The sequence below is a fragment of the Halorarius halobius genome, from assembly GCF_024298865.1.
In the GTDB taxonomy this organism is placed as follows: domain Archaea; phylum Halobacteriota; class Halobacteria; order Halobacteriales; family Haloarculaceae; genus Halorarius; species Halorarius halobius.
Genome location: NZ_CP101161.1, coordinates 3,513,338 through 3,527,561, shown reverse-complemented (window position 1 = coordinate 3,527,561; position 14,224 = coordinate 3,513,338). Strand labels below are relative to the sequence as shown.

The window sequence follows — 14,224 nt, the reverse complement described above, 5'->3', positions numbered from 1 at the left end:
CTAGCCATCTGACTCTTGTTCGTCTTCAGATTCACCAGTTGGTTCAGGAATCACGTTTTCATCATAAAGTTCTCTGCTCGCTTCTTCAGGCGCTATGTTTTCTTTCTCAGCAAATTGGTGGGCTCTAACGATTCGAACCACATCTCTGATTTCGTATTTCAGACGAAGTAACGGGAGTAACGCACTGTCAAAACGAGAAGTTGGGATTTCATCCGGTGGTGAGTGGTTTTCTCCGGGGCCAAAACTGAATCCTGAGAATACGTCCCAGCCGTAGAGTTCTCTGCTCGCTTCAGACGGAGAGATACCCTCACGTTCGGCGATGTGGAAAGCAAACATCGGTCTCCTCAGTTCGAGTAGAAGTTCTATCGTTCCTACCCCCTCCCCGTTAATATCTTTTTCAAGTACCCAGTCAAGATAGAAGTCGTAGGCTGAGTCGTTTATACTTCGCATAACTCGAAACATCAAAAGCGCCTTAACGACCTCAGCACCGCTTGACATTGTTCTGTTCCAATCCCGGTAAACCGCCAATCGGGCGAGTTCTTCTGAGTCTGTGGGGTCTCGAACTAATACCATGTCCAAGGCCGAGAGGCGGAGGGTGACAACCAGTACGAGGGCCACCGATAGGCTCGCACCAACCGCTGGCGAACTGAGTAGTCCCGAGTATGGGACTGTGGGTGAATTAGATGGAAGGAGCGTTACACCTGCAAGCGTGAGTCCAAGAACTGCTTCTCCGTTTGAAAGCCGACGACCGGCCTCATCGTATGCTTGCCGCGTGTCCCGAGCGAGGGTTTCGGGTGAGTCCTCAATTTCAATCTCACCACGTTCGTGGTACTTGACTCCCCGTTGAACAACGTCTTCCCGTCGGTTTTTGATGAAATCTTTCCCCGGATAAAGCCCTAAGACCGCCTTTACCCACGCCATAAACGAGATGATAGTACCGAGTTTGCGGATTGCGGTTGCAAACTTCGAGATGCCCCATCCAACGGTAACCAGACACAACGCTCCTATGTCTACCAGCGCCACCCAGAGCGAACGCCGGAACCAGACAAGAGCGGCATAGAGCACTGTTACTCCGACTGCGGACAATCCGACGAGAACAGTAGCACTCAGTAGTCCGAGAAGCTGAGAGGTAACCAGAGCCAACACAACTGGGAGAACACCAAAGAACAGAGCTGCAAGTAGAATCACCGCAATGAAGGTCATTGTGTTGACCATACACCAATATCGACAGGAAGGGACAAAGAACTTTGACCGTCGTTCAGGCCTGCTTGCTTCATTGGAAAGAGCTCAGTGGTTACTGAGACGGATTTCGAGCCGGTCGAGGATTTCCCAGAGCAACGGAACTGGCTGGAGACTGCTGAAGGAGATAGCCTCATACACGTACTCGTCATTAGCCGCCGGACGTTCTTGATAGTGCGCCCACCTGTCTACGTGCGGATTTGGTTCGTGGTGCCACCCACAGTCGAAACCCGAGCTTTCGCTGTAGTGAAAGACGAACTCAGGGTCCGCGTCGGTAGTCTCACCCGCATACCAACGAATCGTGAGTGTTCCCTCGTCTGCTTCGCTGCCGAGGATGGCCGGGTCAAGCGTCGCAACGACACGGATGAATTGGCCGGGTGGTTCCCCACTCGCATGTTGAACGGCAGGATGCCGCTCAATCGTACGTCTGAGTTCGAGCAGAATCGTGTGCGATACCTGCCCGGGGTCATAGCCGCCGTCGAAGGCGAACATTCGGTCAGGCGGGTGCTGGGGCACTCCCAGCGTAGTCGGAGTAGTGTTCGATAGCGTCCTCGACGAGCTGGAGACGATACGCGATGATGTCCCAGTCGTTCGCAGTTCGGCGCATCTCGCGCGTTTTCTCAGCAGTATCGGAATGTGCCGCCTGCTCGCGAAGCTCACTCGGTGAATCCGCGTCGTACTCGGACTGCCACTCCTCAATCCGTTCTTGTAGGTCGCCACGCAATTCGAGAAGGTCATCGCGGTCGCGGTTGTTGAGGAGGTCGCGGAGTGCCTGCATTCTCGTGTAGAGCGGGTCAGGTTCGTACTGAGTTGCGGTACCCCCAGAGACGGTCCGGAGAACGTTCATCTCAACGAGCCGCTGGAGGTGGTCACGCGCAGTGTTACCCGCGACGTGAGCTTGCTCTGCAATCCAGTCCGCCGATTTGGGTTCGGAAACTGTAACGGCGACCGCGCGCACGCGGTCAAAGGCGCTCTGGTGTTCTTTCCAGCGCTCGGCTCCCGGCGCATCAGTCATACACAGACGTTCGCTCTGGACTGCAATAATTCTACGGGGAATACAAACTATTGAACCAAACTACAGCAAGAGGGGGAAGCCTCGCCGCGTGCGAGCGGTTCCGGAGCCATTCAGAGACCACGCGCCAGTATCTTTATGACGAACTACGGTAATCTTGACTCCAGCAAATCGCACGACGGAGGAGATGGGGATGACGTGGCATAATGAACTCTACTCCAATATCGGAGGAAGGTTTAAATACACCACGTCGCCGTCTGTTGACTCCTAGGTGTTATGCGGCAGGATGGGCGCTGCAGGATTTGAACCCGCGGCAACGTGGTCCGAAGCCACGCACTCTGTCCAGACTGAGCTAAGCGCCCTCGCTCTGCCGTAGCGCGCTCCCCGCCAAAAGCCCTTCCATCGCCGGCAGAATCCGACGCGTTCAAGCCACGTCCGCCACCACCCCGGCGCATGGAACGGCTCCGGGGGCTCGTCGAGTTGACGCGGCCGGGCAACGCCCTGCTGTCGGGGCTGTTGACGTTCATCGGCGCGTTCGTCGCGGGCCTCGGTGGCGGTCCCGCGGGCCTGCTCGTCGCCACCGCCCCGGAACTCCGGGCCGGTGCGGCCGTCGTCGCCACCGTCCTCGCGGTCGGCGCGGGCAACGCCATCAACGACTACTTCGACCGGGAGATAGACCGAATCAACGCGCCCGACCGGCCGATTCCGCGCGGTGCCGTCTCCCCGCGGGGTGCGCTCGTCTTCGCCGTCGCGCTGTTCGGCGGCGCGGTGGCGATGGCGCTTCTGTTGCCGCCGCTTGCCATCGGCATCGCCGTCGTCAACCTGTTCGCGCTGGTGGCGTACACGGAACTGTTCAAGGGGTTGCCGGGCGTCGGCAACGCGCTGGTCGGCTATCTCGGCGGGTCGACGTTCCTGTTCGGCGGGGTGGCCGTCGGCGGCCGCCTCCGGCCGGTCGTCGTCCTGTTCGTGCTGGCGGCGCTGGCGACGTTCGCCAGGGAGGTGGTGAAAGACGTCGAGGACGTCGCCGGCGACCGCGAGGAGGGGCTGAACACCCTCCCCATCGCGTACGGCGAGCGGGCGGCGCTGGTCACGGCGGCAGTCGCGCTCGCGTTCGCGGTGCTCGCCAGCCCGGCCCCGTACCTGCTTGGCACCTTCGGGGTGGCGTATCTCGCGGCCGTCCTGCCGGCGGACGCGGTGATGCTCGCGGCCGGCTACTGGAGCTTCGACGACGCGACGCGGGGACAGACGTGGTTGAAATACGGCCAGTTACTTGCGGCTCTCGCGTTCGTCGTCGGGCGAATCGCCGTGTAATCCAAGCACAAACGCTAAATGCGAGTCAGGAGCCATACGAAACGATGCACGGTTCATCCTCCCCCGTCCGTACCACCTGCTCCGTGAGGGGTACCGATGTATGAGCTGGGGGGGCCGCTCGGCGACCGGGAGGTCGCCCCGGGCACGAACGTCCTCGTCTCCGGGCCGCCGTTGAGCGGGAAGGCGGCGCTCGGTTACGGCGTCCTGCGACACGGGTCCGAGCGCGGCGAGGGGAGCGTCGTCATCATGAACCGCGAGAGCGCCCCGCGAGTGCGCGCCAGCTACCCCGACCTGTTCGGCGTTGACGCGCCGGTCGGCGTCGTCGACTGCGTCACCAAACAGCAGGGCCACGGGACGGTCCTCGACGCCGACAACGTCCAGTACGCCGCATCGCCGGAGGACATGACCGGCATCGGCATCGAGTCCTCGGAGCTACTGGAGGCGTTCCTCGACGTGCGCGGACTCTCGCGCACCCGCCTGCTGTTCGTCTCCGTGTCGACGCTGTTGACGTATTCGGACGTCCAGACGGTGTTCCGCTTCCTCCACGTGTTCACCTCCCGCATCGAGAACGCGGGCGCGCTCGGGCTGTTCGTCGTCGACGCCGACGCTCACGACGAGGAGACGATGCACACCGTCTCACAGCTGTTCGACGGTCTCCTCCAACTCGACGCCGACGGCGCAGTCACCGACCGCTTGCCCTGAGACCGGTCACGATGCGGGCAGTTTTTCGTCGGGCCGGTCCGACGTTGGTGTATGGTCACGACAGACTCGGAGTTCGACGAGATACTCGATGCCGACACCATCGCCGTCGTCGGCTGCTCGGCCACGCCGGGGAAGGCGGCCCACGGTGTCCCGAACTACCTGCGGGAGCACGGTTACGAGGTCATCCCGGTCAACCCCTACGCCGACGAGATATTCGACCGCGAGCCGTACGACTCGCTCGACGAGGTCGACGAGGAAATCGACGTCGTCGACGTGTTCCGGCCAGCCGAGGAGGTGCCGGGCATCGTCGACTCGGTGCTCGACCGGGACGACGTCGACACCGTCTGGCTCCAGTTGGGCATCCGCGACGACGAGTCGGGCGAACGGGTCCGCGAGTCGGGCCGCCGGTTCGTTCAGGACGAGTGTATGAAGGTCGTCCACCAGCGGCTCCGGGGCTGACTACTCCCGCTCGTCGGCGACGCAGTCGGCTATCGGTCCCACGAGGTCGTCCGCGACGCTGTACGGGTCGGTCTCGCGCTCGACCACCCGGTCGACGAACGCGTCGAGACCACCGCGGGCCGCTATCTCCTGTTCCAGGAGGTCGGCCGTGTCCTCGCGCAGGAGCGCGCGGATCTCCTCGGCGTAGCGCGTCCGCACCTTCGCCTCGCGCTCGCCGGCGTCGACGAGCCACGTACGATGGTCCGCGAGCGTGTCGAGGAACGCCTCGAGCCCCTCACCGGAGTTCGCGACCGTCTCGACGATGGGCGGCTCCCACTCGTCGTCATCGTCGTCGCTCGCGTCGTCGCCGTCCGCGACCGCGTCCGCGCCGTGGTGGCCCGCCAGCGGCGAGGCGTCCCGCATGTGAACCATCTCCCGTAGCTCCTTCACCGTGCGGTCCGCGCCCGCCAGGTCCGCCTTGTTGACGACGAACACGTCCGCTATCTCGAGGATGCCGGCCTTCAGCATCTGCACGTCGTCGCCCGACGACGGCGGCACCAGGACGGCGACCGTGTCCGCGGTCTTCACGATGTCGACCTCGTTCTGGCCGGCGCCGACCGTCTCGATGATTATCTTGTCCTTGCCGAACGCGTCGAGCGCCTTCACGGCGTCCGTCGTCGCCGTCGAGAGGCCGCCGAGCGTGCCGCGGGCGGACATCGACCGGAAGAACACGTCCATGTCCCCGACGTTCGAGGCCATGCGGATGCGGTCGCCCAGCACCGCGCCGCCGGTGAACGGCGAGGAGGGGTCGATGGCGATGACGCCGACGGTCAGCCCCTGCTCGCGGTAGGCGTTGGCCATCTTGTCGACGAGCGTCGACTTGCCGGCGCCCGGCGACCCCGTGATGCCGATGATGTCGGCGTCGCCGGTGTGCTGGTGGAGGTCGCTCACGAGGTCACGGTAGCCCGGCGACCGATTCTCTATCTTCGTGATGACCCGGGCGAGCGCGCGGTGTTTCCCGGCCAGGAGGTCCTCGACGAGGTCCTCCTCGCTCATCGCTCGGGCGCGTTCTCGCGGACGAACTCGATGGTCTCCTCCATCGAGGCACCGGGGCCGAAGATTTCGGCGACACCCATCTCGCGGAGGTCGGCGCGGTCCTCCTCGGGGACGATACCGCCGACGAGAAGGAGCGTGTCCTCGAACGCGTCGTACTCTTTGAGGCCGTCGATGACCTTCGGCACCAGGGTGTTGTGCGCGCCCGACAGAATGGAGATGCCGATGACGTCGACGTCCTCCTGGACGGCCGCCTGAACGATTTCGTCGGGTGACTTGTGGAGGCCCGAGTAGATGACCTCGAAGCCGGCGTCCCGGAACGCCCGGGCGATGACGTGTGCGCCGCGGTCGTGGCCGTCAAGCCCGACCTTGGCGACGAGACAGCGGATGGTCCGTTGCTCCTGTTCGGTGCTCATGCAAATATCTCCGGAGTGAGGGTGTTTCACTCTAACGGAGGCTCCGCCGGAATCAGCATCGGTTGCGGAAACACAACCGAAGTTTCAGACGTGCCGAAAGCGGAAGCGTCAGGTGGCTCGCGGCCGACCCCCGGGTATGGCAACAGCGGACGCCGGCCCCGGGTTCGTCAAGGAGCACGTACGCGCGGTGACGGCCGTCGTTTCGGTCGTCGGCTACGCCGTCGTCATCGGCGCGTTCGCCGGCCTGATACCCATTCCCGACATCTCGCGGGAGTTGGTGCTGGTGCTGTCGGACCTCATCGCCGTCATCAACACGCTCGCGCTGACCGCGCTTCTGGCCGGCACCTACTTCATCCGTAGCCGTCAGATACGCCGCCACCGCGCCGCGATGCTCTCCGCGTTCGGGCTCATCATGCTGTTCCTCGTCGTCTACGTGACGAAGGTGGGCGGCGGGTTCGAGAAGAGCATCGTCATCGAGCAGGGGCAGTTCCTCGCCGCCTACGCCGGCATCGTCGAACCCCTCTACCTCGGGATGCTCGCGGTCCACATCCTCCTGTCGGTCGTCTCCGTCCCGGTCGTGCTGTACGCCGTGGTGCTGGGTCTCACCCACACGCCGGCGGAACTCGCGGAGACGAGCCACGCCCGCTACGGCCGCATCGCGGTTGCGGCCTGGACCGTCAGCCTCGCGCTGGGCATCCTCACGTACGTCATGCTCAACCACGTCTACTCGTGGGAGGCGGTGCGCCGCGGTGCGCTCCTGCTTCTGGTCGCCGGCCCGTCGCTACGCCGGTAGCCGGCTACGCCTTGAACTCCTCGAGCAGGGCGCTCGCGCCGTCGGAGTCGGTCCACCGCTGGTTCGTCTCGCGGGCCCACCGCTGGAGCGTCTGCCCGGCCGCCTCCACCTGCGCTTTCAGTTCGTCGTCGGCGTCGGCCGCGGACTCGGTCGACACCGTCGTCCACCCGTCCTCGAAGTCGTACCCCACCGCGACGACCGACCCGTCGGTGACGAGCACCGCGACCGGGACGAGTTTGTACTCGGTGTCCTCGAGGTCGAACACCGCGCCCGGGAACACCGCACGAAAGCGTCCGCTATCGTTGAGTTCCTGCAGTTCCCCAAGCTCCAGCGGCCGGGCGGGGAGCGACGAGAGTTCCATACCTCGGGTCGGCGCTCGCGGGAGTTACCGCTGACGGTATCGGGAGCGCGGCGGCTCCGCCCGGCGTCAGTCGGTCCGCGGGAGGAGGAACGCGCCGACGACGAAGAAGCCGACGGCGAGGACGGCCAGCACCGAGAGGTTCACGACCGCCGCGCGCGCGTCACCGGTGTACGTCGCGGCGCGCACCCCCCGCGAGAAGTACGTGAGCGGCGAGACACCGAGGGGGAGCCAGTCGGGCAACAGCGACGGCGGCACGAACGTTTCCGAGAGAAAGAGGAGGGGGAGCGCGACCCCGTTCGAGGCGGCGACCACCCCGTCCTGCGAGTCGGCGACCCGGCCGAGTATCGCGCCGAAGCCGCAGAACAGCGCCACGCCGAGCGCGACGAACGGAACCAGCAGGACCGAGGGCCGGATGGCGGCGTCGGTGACGAGCGTCACCAGCACGAGGATGCCCGCCGCCGCGAGGCCGATGACCGCGACGTTGACGAGCGTCTGTCCGAGTAGCCACTCCCAGCGGCGAAGCGGCGTCGTCGCCAGTTTCTCGAAGCGGTTACCGTCCCGGTGGCGCGCCACCTCGCTCCCGACCCGGGACAGCGGCGTGAACAGCACCACGACGGCGAGATACCCCGGCACGTAGTAGCCTGCGGGCTCGGTGAACAGGCCACCCGACCCCCCCGCAGTCTGGACTAACGCGCCGAAGATGAGGATGATGATGGCCGGGAAGAAGAACGTGAAGAAGACGGCCGTGCGCCGGCGCAGGAACGATTTGCCGGCGGCGACCGCCTCCGAGCGGACGCGGCGGAGTCGGCTCACGGCTCCCTCCGGGCACCGCTCGCTCGATTCGTCGTCCCGCTCCGCTCGACGACGCGGCTCACTCGCCCACCTCCCGCGGGTCGCCGCCGCTCCCGACGGTCTGTCCCGTCAACTGCAGGTACACTTCCTCGAGGTCCGGGCGTCGCCACAGCAGGCCGTCGTACTCGACGCCTGCCTCGGCGAGGCTGTCGGCCAGCCTTCCCACGTCCTCGGGCGCCACGTCGTCGACGACCAGGCGGCGCTCGTCGGGGACGAGTCGGTAGTCCGCGGCTTCCAGCGCCTGTGCGGCGGCGCCCTCGTCGTCGGCCCGAACCTCGACGCGGGGCGTGCCGCCGTACTCCGCGACGAGCGTGTCGGGTGGGCCGGCGGCGACCAGCCGCCCGTCAGCGAGCAGGCCGACGCGGTCACAGAGCCGCTCGGCCTCCTCCATGTAGTGGGTGGTGAGAAGCACCGTCGTCCCCGCGTCCGCGAGTTCCTCGACGAGCGCCCACACGTCGCGGCGACCCTGGGGGTCGATGCCGGTCGTCGGTTCGTCGAGAAACAGCACGTCGGGGTCGTTGACGAGCGCGGTGCCGACGCAGACGCGCCGCTTCTGTCCGCCCGAGAGGTTCTCGTAGTGGGTGTCGGCCGCGTCCGCCAGCCCCACGTCCGCGAGCACGGCGTCGGTGTCGCGGGCCGTCTCGTAGAGGCCGCCGTAGTAGTCGAGGAGTTCGCGGGCCGTCAGCCGCTCGGGCGGGCCGAACTCCTGCGGGAGCAGACCGACCCGCTGGGGGTCGGCGTCGGCGGGGCGCGTCCCCAGCAGTTCTACCTCCCCTTCGGGAGCCGTAGTGCCGGTCAGCGCCCGGACGAGCGTCGTCTTCCCCGCGCCGTTCGGCCCGATGAGGCCGTACACCTCGCCCTCGTCGACTGCGAGGGAGACGCCGTCGAGCGCCACCGTCTCGCCGTACCGCTTGCGAACGTCGCGTGCGACGACCGCCGGCATCTACAGGCGCGAACGGACGTCGCGGACTATCTGGTCGACGTCGTACTCGTCTTCCTCCTTGTCGTAGACGGTGTGGCCGTCGACGCGGACCCGGAACACGCCGTGGTCGCCGGTGACCAGCGCACAGCGGTCTATCTCCTGCCCGAGCGAACTCAGAAGCGCGTGCTGGACGTCCTGTGCGCGGTCGAGGAACCCGCAGGGGACGCAGTACTCGATTTCGACGTCGGTCATGGCCAGGCGTTGCGCCCGCGGGGCCGTAAGCCTCCCTATCCGATGCGCGACCGGAGCCGCGACAGGTCGCTCACGTCGGGTCGCCACCGGAGCAGGCCGACCGTGACGAGAAAGGCCAGCGTCGAGAGTCCGTACGACCCCCCGGCGACGGTCGCGGCGAACGCCGCCGACCCCGTCACGCCCGAGACGATAGCCGCGATGACCGGGAACGTACACGACACGCAGGACAGCAGGCCGACGACGCCCGCCGCGACCGACCCCGACACGTCGAGGGCGGTGACGTACACGAGATACGCGAGCGCCAGATAGCCCGCGAGTTTGAACGGGATGAGGTTGACGACGACCGCCGACCCGCTGTACAGCACCGCGGGCGCGAATCCGGGCGGCACCTGGTAGGTGACGACCCGGAAGCCGGTGGCGAGGTCGCCGATACCCGGTTGGACGAGGCCGCCGACGTACGCCAGAAGCAGGAAGTAGCCCGCCGCGAGGGCGCCGGCCCCGACCCTCGTCCGGCGGCCGGCCGCCGGCGGGTCCGTCGACCGGTAGGCCCACCACGCGACGTTCAGCCAGACGAACGGGTACGTCACCAGCAGAACGAACCGGAGCGAGTCGGGCGGTCCGGTGACGAACAGCAAGTACAACAGGACGACCAGCAGTTCGGCGTTCACGACGGCGGCCCAGTAGAGGAGCGTCCCCCGGTCCGGGCGGGTGGCGAGCGCGTGGCTCATACGGCGAGCGCGTCGACGACCACCGCGAGCAGGACGGTGCCGAGATAGGCGTTCGAGGCGTGGAACGCGCGGAAGGCGGCGTCGGTCGTCTGCTCGCGGTGGAGGCGGACGACCGCCCACAGGAACACGCCGCCGAACAGGACGGTGGTGACGGCGTACACCACCCCGAGGCCGGTGATGGCCGCGAGCGCGCCCGCCGCGACGAGCGTCGCCGCGAGATACCAGAGGATGTGTTTCCTGGTCTCGGTTTCGCCGCGCACGACGGGCATCATCGGGAAGCCGCCGCGCTCGTAGTCGTCCTTGTACGCGAGCGCGAGGTTGTAGAAGTGGGCGGGCGTCCACAGGAAGATGACGCCCGCGAGCACCACACCCGGCAGTCCCACGTCGCCGGTGACGGCGGCCCAGCCGATGAGCGCCGGGAGCGCGCCGGCGGCGCCGCCGATGACCGTGTTCTGGACGGTGTTCGGCTTCAGGAGGAGCGTGTAGACGACCGAGTAGAACACGATGGCCGTCGCGCCGAGTGCGGCCGCCAGCGCGTTCACCTGGAGGAACGCGACGAGCGACAGCGCGGCAAGCAGGAGGCCGAAGGCGACGGCGTTGCGCACGGGGACGAGTTCGACCGCCAGCGGGCGGTCGCTGGTGCGGTTCATCCGGCGGTCGATGTCGCGCTCGAGGACGTGGTTGAACGTGCCCGACGCGCCGATGGCGAGCACGCCGCCGCCGAGCGTGTACAGGACGGTGTCGACGGCGAGGCCCGGCCCGGCCGCCAGCGCCATCGCCGCGGCGGCGACCAGCGCGAGTAGCCACATCAGCCGGGGCTTCGTCAGCCGGAAGTAGGCCCACGCGGTCGCTTTCAGGCGGTCGAGCGTCGAGTCGAAGGTGGGGGTCTCCTCGGGGGGCGCGTCGGGCAGGTCACGTCGGGGCGTGACGCCTTCCTCGGGGGCGTCGTCGCGTCCCGTCTCGGCCTCGAGGTGCCACGCCAGCGCCGCTGTCAGCGCCGCGAAGATGGCCATCCCGGCGCCGAGGTGGAGCGGCCGCGTCGCGGCGGTCGGTCCGAGCGCGACGACGCGGCCGACGGCCACCTGGAGCGGGTACAGCAGGACGGCGACCGCGAGCGCGGCCTGCACGCGGTGCTCGACGCGCGGCCACGCCAGCGCCGCCGTGGCGACGACGAGCAGGCCGACGGCGGCGGCGACCGCGCGGTGCCCCAGCGCGACGAGCGCGGCCGTCGAACTGGGCGCACACACCGGCCACGTCGAGCAGGCGACGGCCGCGTCCGCGACGGTGGCGGTGGCGCCGGCGACGACCAGCAGGTAGACGCCGACGACCGCGGCCCCGAGCATCGTCGTGACGGTCCCCCGCGGCATCTCTAGTCGAACGTGGACCCGGCCGTACTTAGTCGCCCCGCTTCCCCACGCCCGTACGCACATCGCGGGGTTAATGTGGGGACACTCCTAAGCCGCGAGTAATGATACGGAAGCGTACGGGTGCGCTGGTCGCCGGTCTCGTCGCGCTGTTGGCGCTGGCGGTCGAACCGGCGGCCGCGCAGGCCTCGCTGAACGAGGATCTCATCCAGGGGCTGAACTCCAAGCTCCTCTACGTCGCGATTCCCATCACCATCCTCGTCGAGGTCATCCTCATCTACACCGTCGTCCGGTTCAAGGACAACGACGACCCCCAGCCGACCAAGGAGAACCGCCGTCTGGAGATCACCTGGACGGTCGCGACGGCCATCATCCTGCTGTTCGTCGGCTTCGCCGCCTACCAGTTGCTCGGCGTCACGGCCATCGGCGGCGTCACCGCGGCGTCGAACCCGAACGCGGTCCAGCCCGCGACCACACACGACTTCCCGGGTGCGGTCGGTCCGCCCCAGGGGCAGGACGACGAGGTCGTCGAGGTGGAGGTGGTCGCCCAGAAGTACTTCTGGACGTTCAACTACCCCGAGGCGACGGTGAACGGCAACGAGTCCCGGTACGTCTCGACCCAGGGGACGATGGTGATACCGAAGAACACCACCGTCTACATGCACGTCACCTCGACCGACTGGCTCCACGCGGTCCACGTCCCGAAGCTCGCGCTCAAGCAGGACGCGTTCCCCGAGAAGTACAACACCATCTCGACGGTCGCCTACGAGGAGGGCACCTACCAGCTCTACTGTGCGGAGTACTGTGGCGTCGGCCACTCCGCGATGCTGGGCAAGATAGAGGTCGTCTCCCAGCAGGAGTACCAGGACTGGCTCGACGAGCAGAAATCCGGCATGACCGAGTCCTCGGGCAACGAGTCGGCGGCGCTCGCTCAGCCCTAGCGTCGTCGAAGCGTCTCGCAGTCGCCTTCAGTCACTCGTTTTCGCCCGGCCTCCGTTTCGACCAGTAGCGCGCCGGTCGCGTCGACGTCGGTCGCGGTTCCGACGAGCGTCTCGTCCGTCCCGAGTTCGACCCGGACCGGCTGGTCCAGGGTGACCGATAGCTCGCGCCAGTCGTCGAGCACGGCCGCGAACCCCTCGTCGGTCTCGGCCCGTGCCGCGCGGTCCAGCAGGCGGTCGTGCATCCGGGCCGCTACCTCCTCGCGGTCGACCGCGCCTCCAGTCTCGGCACGCACGGTCGTCACCGCCCGGTCGGTGTCGAGGTCCGCCGGGTCGAGGTCGGCGTTGACCCCGACGCCCAGCACGACACACTCCAGTTCGCCGGGGTCGTCGAGCGCCTCGTCGACCGGTTTGCCAGCCACGGGGACGGCGTCGACGACGGCCTCGGTCAGCACGCCCGCGAGTTTCATCGTCCCCTCCCGCTCGACGACAACGTCGTTGGGCCACTTCAGCGCCGCGTCGACGCCGAACGAGCGGGCCGCCTCGGCGACGGCGACGCCGGCCGCGAACGTGAGTCGGCCGACGTGTTCGGGCCCGAACTCGGGGTACAGAAGCGTCGACGACCAGACGCCACCCGGCGGTGCGGCCCACCCGTCTCCCGACCGGCCGCGTGCGGCCGTGAGTTCGTTCGCTACCGCGAACGTCCCGTGGGGCGCCCCGTCGCGTGCCTCGCGGCGCAGATACGCACTGGTGTCGGGCGTCGACTCGAAGACGGTGACCGGCACGCCGAGTCGCTGTGAGAGCGTGGCCTCGTCCATGCGCGAACGAGCGGCGCGCGCGCCGTGAATCTGTCTGCTCGGGTCGAAAACGAGTGGAGAACGGACCGGTTACAGGTTGATGACCGCGCCGGCGTACAGCACGACGACGAGGAACACCCAGACGACGTCGACGAAGTGCCAGTACATCGAGACGGTGGAGACGGAGGTGTGCTTCTCCGCGGAGTACTGGCCGTACAGCGCGCGAACGAACACGATGGACAGCAGGACAGCACCGAGCGTGACGTGGAGGCCGTGGAGGCCGGTCAGCCCGTAGAACGCCGACGCGTACGCGCCGCCGAAGATGGTGAAGTTCTCGTGAACGATGAACTCGTAGTACTCGTACACCTGCCCGCCGAGGAAGATGAACCCGAGCAGTAGGGTCACGCCGAGTAGACCCTTGAATCGGCTGTGGTCGCCGTTGATGAGCGCGACGTGGGCGTAATGCAGGGTAATAGAGGAGATGACCAGGATGACGGTGTTGGCGATGACCAGCGACGAGAAGATGTGCCCGCTCTCGACGAGCGGCGGGAGGTTGGTCCAGGCGTCCGAGCGGATGAAGAAGTAGTAGACGAACCCGGCGCCGAACGTGGCGATTTCGCTCCCGAGGAACGCGAGCATCCCGAACCTCAGGCCGGTGCCGTGCCCCTCGCCGTCCCAGAACGACTTGACGAACGCGTGGTACACCCAGCCGTAGAGGCCGGTGAGGAACACGAAGGCGCTACCGATGAACACCGCCGGGCCGTACAGCGTCGGCACGATGGGCGACTCGCCGGTCGACAGGACGTACAGCGCCGCGCCGATGTAGAAGCCGGCCGCGCCCAGGGCGGTGACGAACGGCCACCACGAGGCTTCCCCGAACCCCTGTGGCCAGTCGTCGACCGCGGGGAGGTGGTGGCTGTGGTCGTCTGCTTCGTCCGCGTGACTCATACGCGCCGCTAACGAGTGGACTGGCAAAAACCCTCCTACTCGCGGCGCCCCCCGGGGCGAGTTCTGCCGGCTTCCCGCCCGACTCCGACGGGTATACC

General features: G+C 66.8%; 18 protein-coding genes and 1 tRNA gene. 5 read left to right on the top strand and 14 right to left on the bottom strand.

Features of this window, described 5'->3' with window-relative positions; translation table 11 throughout:
- The 4 genes from NL112_RS18625 to NL112_RS18610 all read right to left on the bottom strand — a co-directional run bounded on the left by NL112_RS18625 (position 1) and on the right by NL112_RS18610 (position 2,613).
- Entirely contained in the window at positions 1-1,215 is a 1,215-nt protein-coding gene (locus tag NL112_RS18625) for a hypothetical protein (protein ID WP_255150348.1), read from the bottom strand.
- 72 nt (positions 1,216-1,287) lie between these two features.
- A complete protein-coding gene (locus NL112_RS18620; protein WP_255150347.1) occupies positions 1,288-1,731 on the bottom strand; it encodes a hypothetical protein in 444 nt (147 codons plus the stop codon).
- A gap of 4 nt (positions 1,732-1,735) precedes the next feature.
- On the bottom strand, positions 1,736-2,254 hold the full coding sequence (locus tag NL112_RS18615) for a DUF7342 family protein (protein WP_255150346.1): 519 nt from the start codon (positions 2,252-2,254) through the stop codon (positions 1,736-1,738).
- 284 nt (positions 2,255-2,538) lie between these two features.
- Positions 2,539-2,613 (bottom strand) — tRNA-Arg (locus NL112_RS18610).
- Positions 2,614-2,704: 91 nt separating this feature from the next.
- Between NL112_RS18610 and NL112_RS18605 the strand changes: the two genes are divergently transcribed.
- The 3 genes from NL112_RS18605 to NL112_RS18595 all read left to right on the top strand — a co-directional run bounded on the left by NL112_RS18605 (position 2,705) and on the right by NL112_RS18595 (position 4,723).
- The gene (locus NL112_RS18605; RefSeq protein WP_255150345.1) at positions 2,705-3,562 is read left to right on the top strand and encodes a geranylgeranylglycerol-phosphate geranylgeranyltransferase; all 858 of its coding nucleotides are present in this window, start codon (positions 2,705-2,707) and stop codon (positions 3,560-3,562) included.
- A gap of 96 nt (positions 3,563-3,658) precedes the next feature.
- Positions 3,659-4,264: an RAD55 family ATPase gene (locus NL112_RS18600; protein ID WP_255150344.1), complete on the top strand. Its 606-nt coding sequence runs from the start codon at positions 3,659-3,661 to the stop codon at positions 4,262-4,264.
- A 51-nt stretch (positions 4,265-4,315) separates the two neighbouring features.
- On the top strand, positions 4,316-4,723 hold the full coding sequence (locus NL112_RS18595) for a CoA-binding protein (protein WP_255150343.1): 408 nt from the start codon (positions 4,316-4,318) through the stop codon (positions 4,721-4,723).
- On the opposite strand, the gene meaB is transcribed toward NL112_RS18595, so the two are convergent.
- Complete coding sequence (gene meaB, locus NL112_RS18590) at positions 4,724-5,758, bottom strand: methylmalonyl Co-A mutase-associated GTPase MeaB (protein WP_255150342.1); 1,035 nt, start codon at positions 5,756-5,758, stop codon at positions 4,724-4,726.
- The gene (locus NL112_RS18585) at positions 5,755-6,171 is read right to left on the bottom strand and encodes a cobalamin B12-binding domain-containing protein (RefSeq protein WP_255150341.1); all 417 of its coding nucleotides are present in this window, start codon (positions 6,169-6,171) and stop codon (positions 5,755-5,757) included. The genes meaB and NL112_RS18585 overlap by 4 nt, the downstream gene beginning before the upstream one ends.
- Before the next feature lie 136 nt (positions 6,172-6,307).
- Here NL112_RS18585 and NL112_RS18580 point away from each other — a divergent pair, with 136 nt between their 5' ends.
- Positions 6,308-6,964 carry a DUF420 domain-containing protein gene (locus NL112_RS18580; RefSeq protein ID WP_255150340.1) on the top strand — a complete coding sequence of 219 codons (657 nt, stop codon included), beginning with the start codon at positions 6,308-6,310 and terminating at the stop codon, positions 6,962-6,964.
- Between the two features lie 4 nt (positions 6,965-6,968).
- Here the strand turns inward: NL112_RS18580 and NL112_RS18575 are convergent, their stop codons facing one another.
- From NL112_RS18575 to NL112_RS18550, 6 genes are all read right to left on the bottom strand, one after another.
- The gene (locus tag NL112_RS18575; RefSeq protein ID WP_255150339.1) at positions 6,969-7,325 is read right to left on the bottom strand and encodes a DUF7964 domain-containing protein; all 357 of its coding nucleotides are present in this window, start codon (positions 7,323-7,325) and stop codon (positions 6,969-6,971) included.
- Positions 7,326-7,391: 66 nt separating this feature from the next.
- A complete protein-coding gene (locus NL112_RS18570) occupies positions 7,392-8,138 on the bottom strand; it encodes an ABC transporter permease (protein ID WP_255150338.1) in 747 nt (248 codons plus the stop codon).
- A gap of 58 nt (positions 8,139-8,196) precedes the next feature.
- Complete coding sequence (locus NL112_RS18565; RefSeq protein ID WP_255150337.1) at positions 8,197-9,120, bottom strand: ABC transporter ATP-binding protein; 924 nt, start codon at positions 9,118-9,120, stop codon at positions 8,197-8,199.
- Positions 9,121-9,351, bottom strand: a complete 231-nt coding sequence (locus NL112_RS18560) for a SelT/SelW/SelH family protein (protein WP_255150336.1) — start codon at positions 9,349-9,351, stop codon at positions 9,121-9,123.
- A gap of 35 nt (positions 9,352-9,386) precedes the next feature.
- Positions 9,387-10,079 (bottom strand): DUF7546 family protein, encoded by a 693-nt coding sequence (locus NL112_RS18555; protein ID WP_255150335.1) that lies wholly within the window; start codon positions 10,077-10,079, stop codon positions 9,387-9,389.
- Positions 10,076-11,446: a heme o synthase gene (locus NL112_RS18550; RefSeq protein ID WP_255150334.1), complete on the bottom strand. Its 1,371-nt coding sequence runs from the start codon at positions 11,444-11,446 to the stop codon at positions 10,076-10,078. The genes NL112_RS18555 and NL112_RS18550 overlap by 4 nt, the downstream gene beginning before the upstream one ends.
- Positions 11,447-11,547: 101 nt before the next feature.
- Here NL112_RS18550 and coxB point away from each other — a divergent pair, with 101 nt between their 5' ends.
- A complete protein-coding gene (gene coxB, locus NL112_RS18545; protein WP_255150333.1) occupies positions 11,548-12,384 on the top strand; it encodes a cytochrome c oxidase subunit II in 837 nt (278 codons plus the stop codon).
- Here the strand turns inward: coxB and NL112_RS18540 are convergent.
- Entirely contained in the window at positions 12,381-13,199 is an 819-nt protein-coding gene (locus NL112_RS18540) for a biotin--[acetyl-CoA-carboxylase] ligase (protein WP_255150332.1), read from the bottom strand. The genes coxB and NL112_RS18540 overlap by 4 nt on opposite strands.
- 69 nt (positions 13,200-13,268) lie before the next feature.
- Positions 13,269-14,126: a cytochrome c oxidase subunit 3 gene (locus NL112_RS18535; protein WP_255150331.1), complete on the bottom strand. Its 858-nt coding sequence runs from the start codon at positions 14,124-14,126 to the stop codon at positions 13,269-13,271.
- Positions 14,127-14,224: the final 98 nt, after the last annotated feature.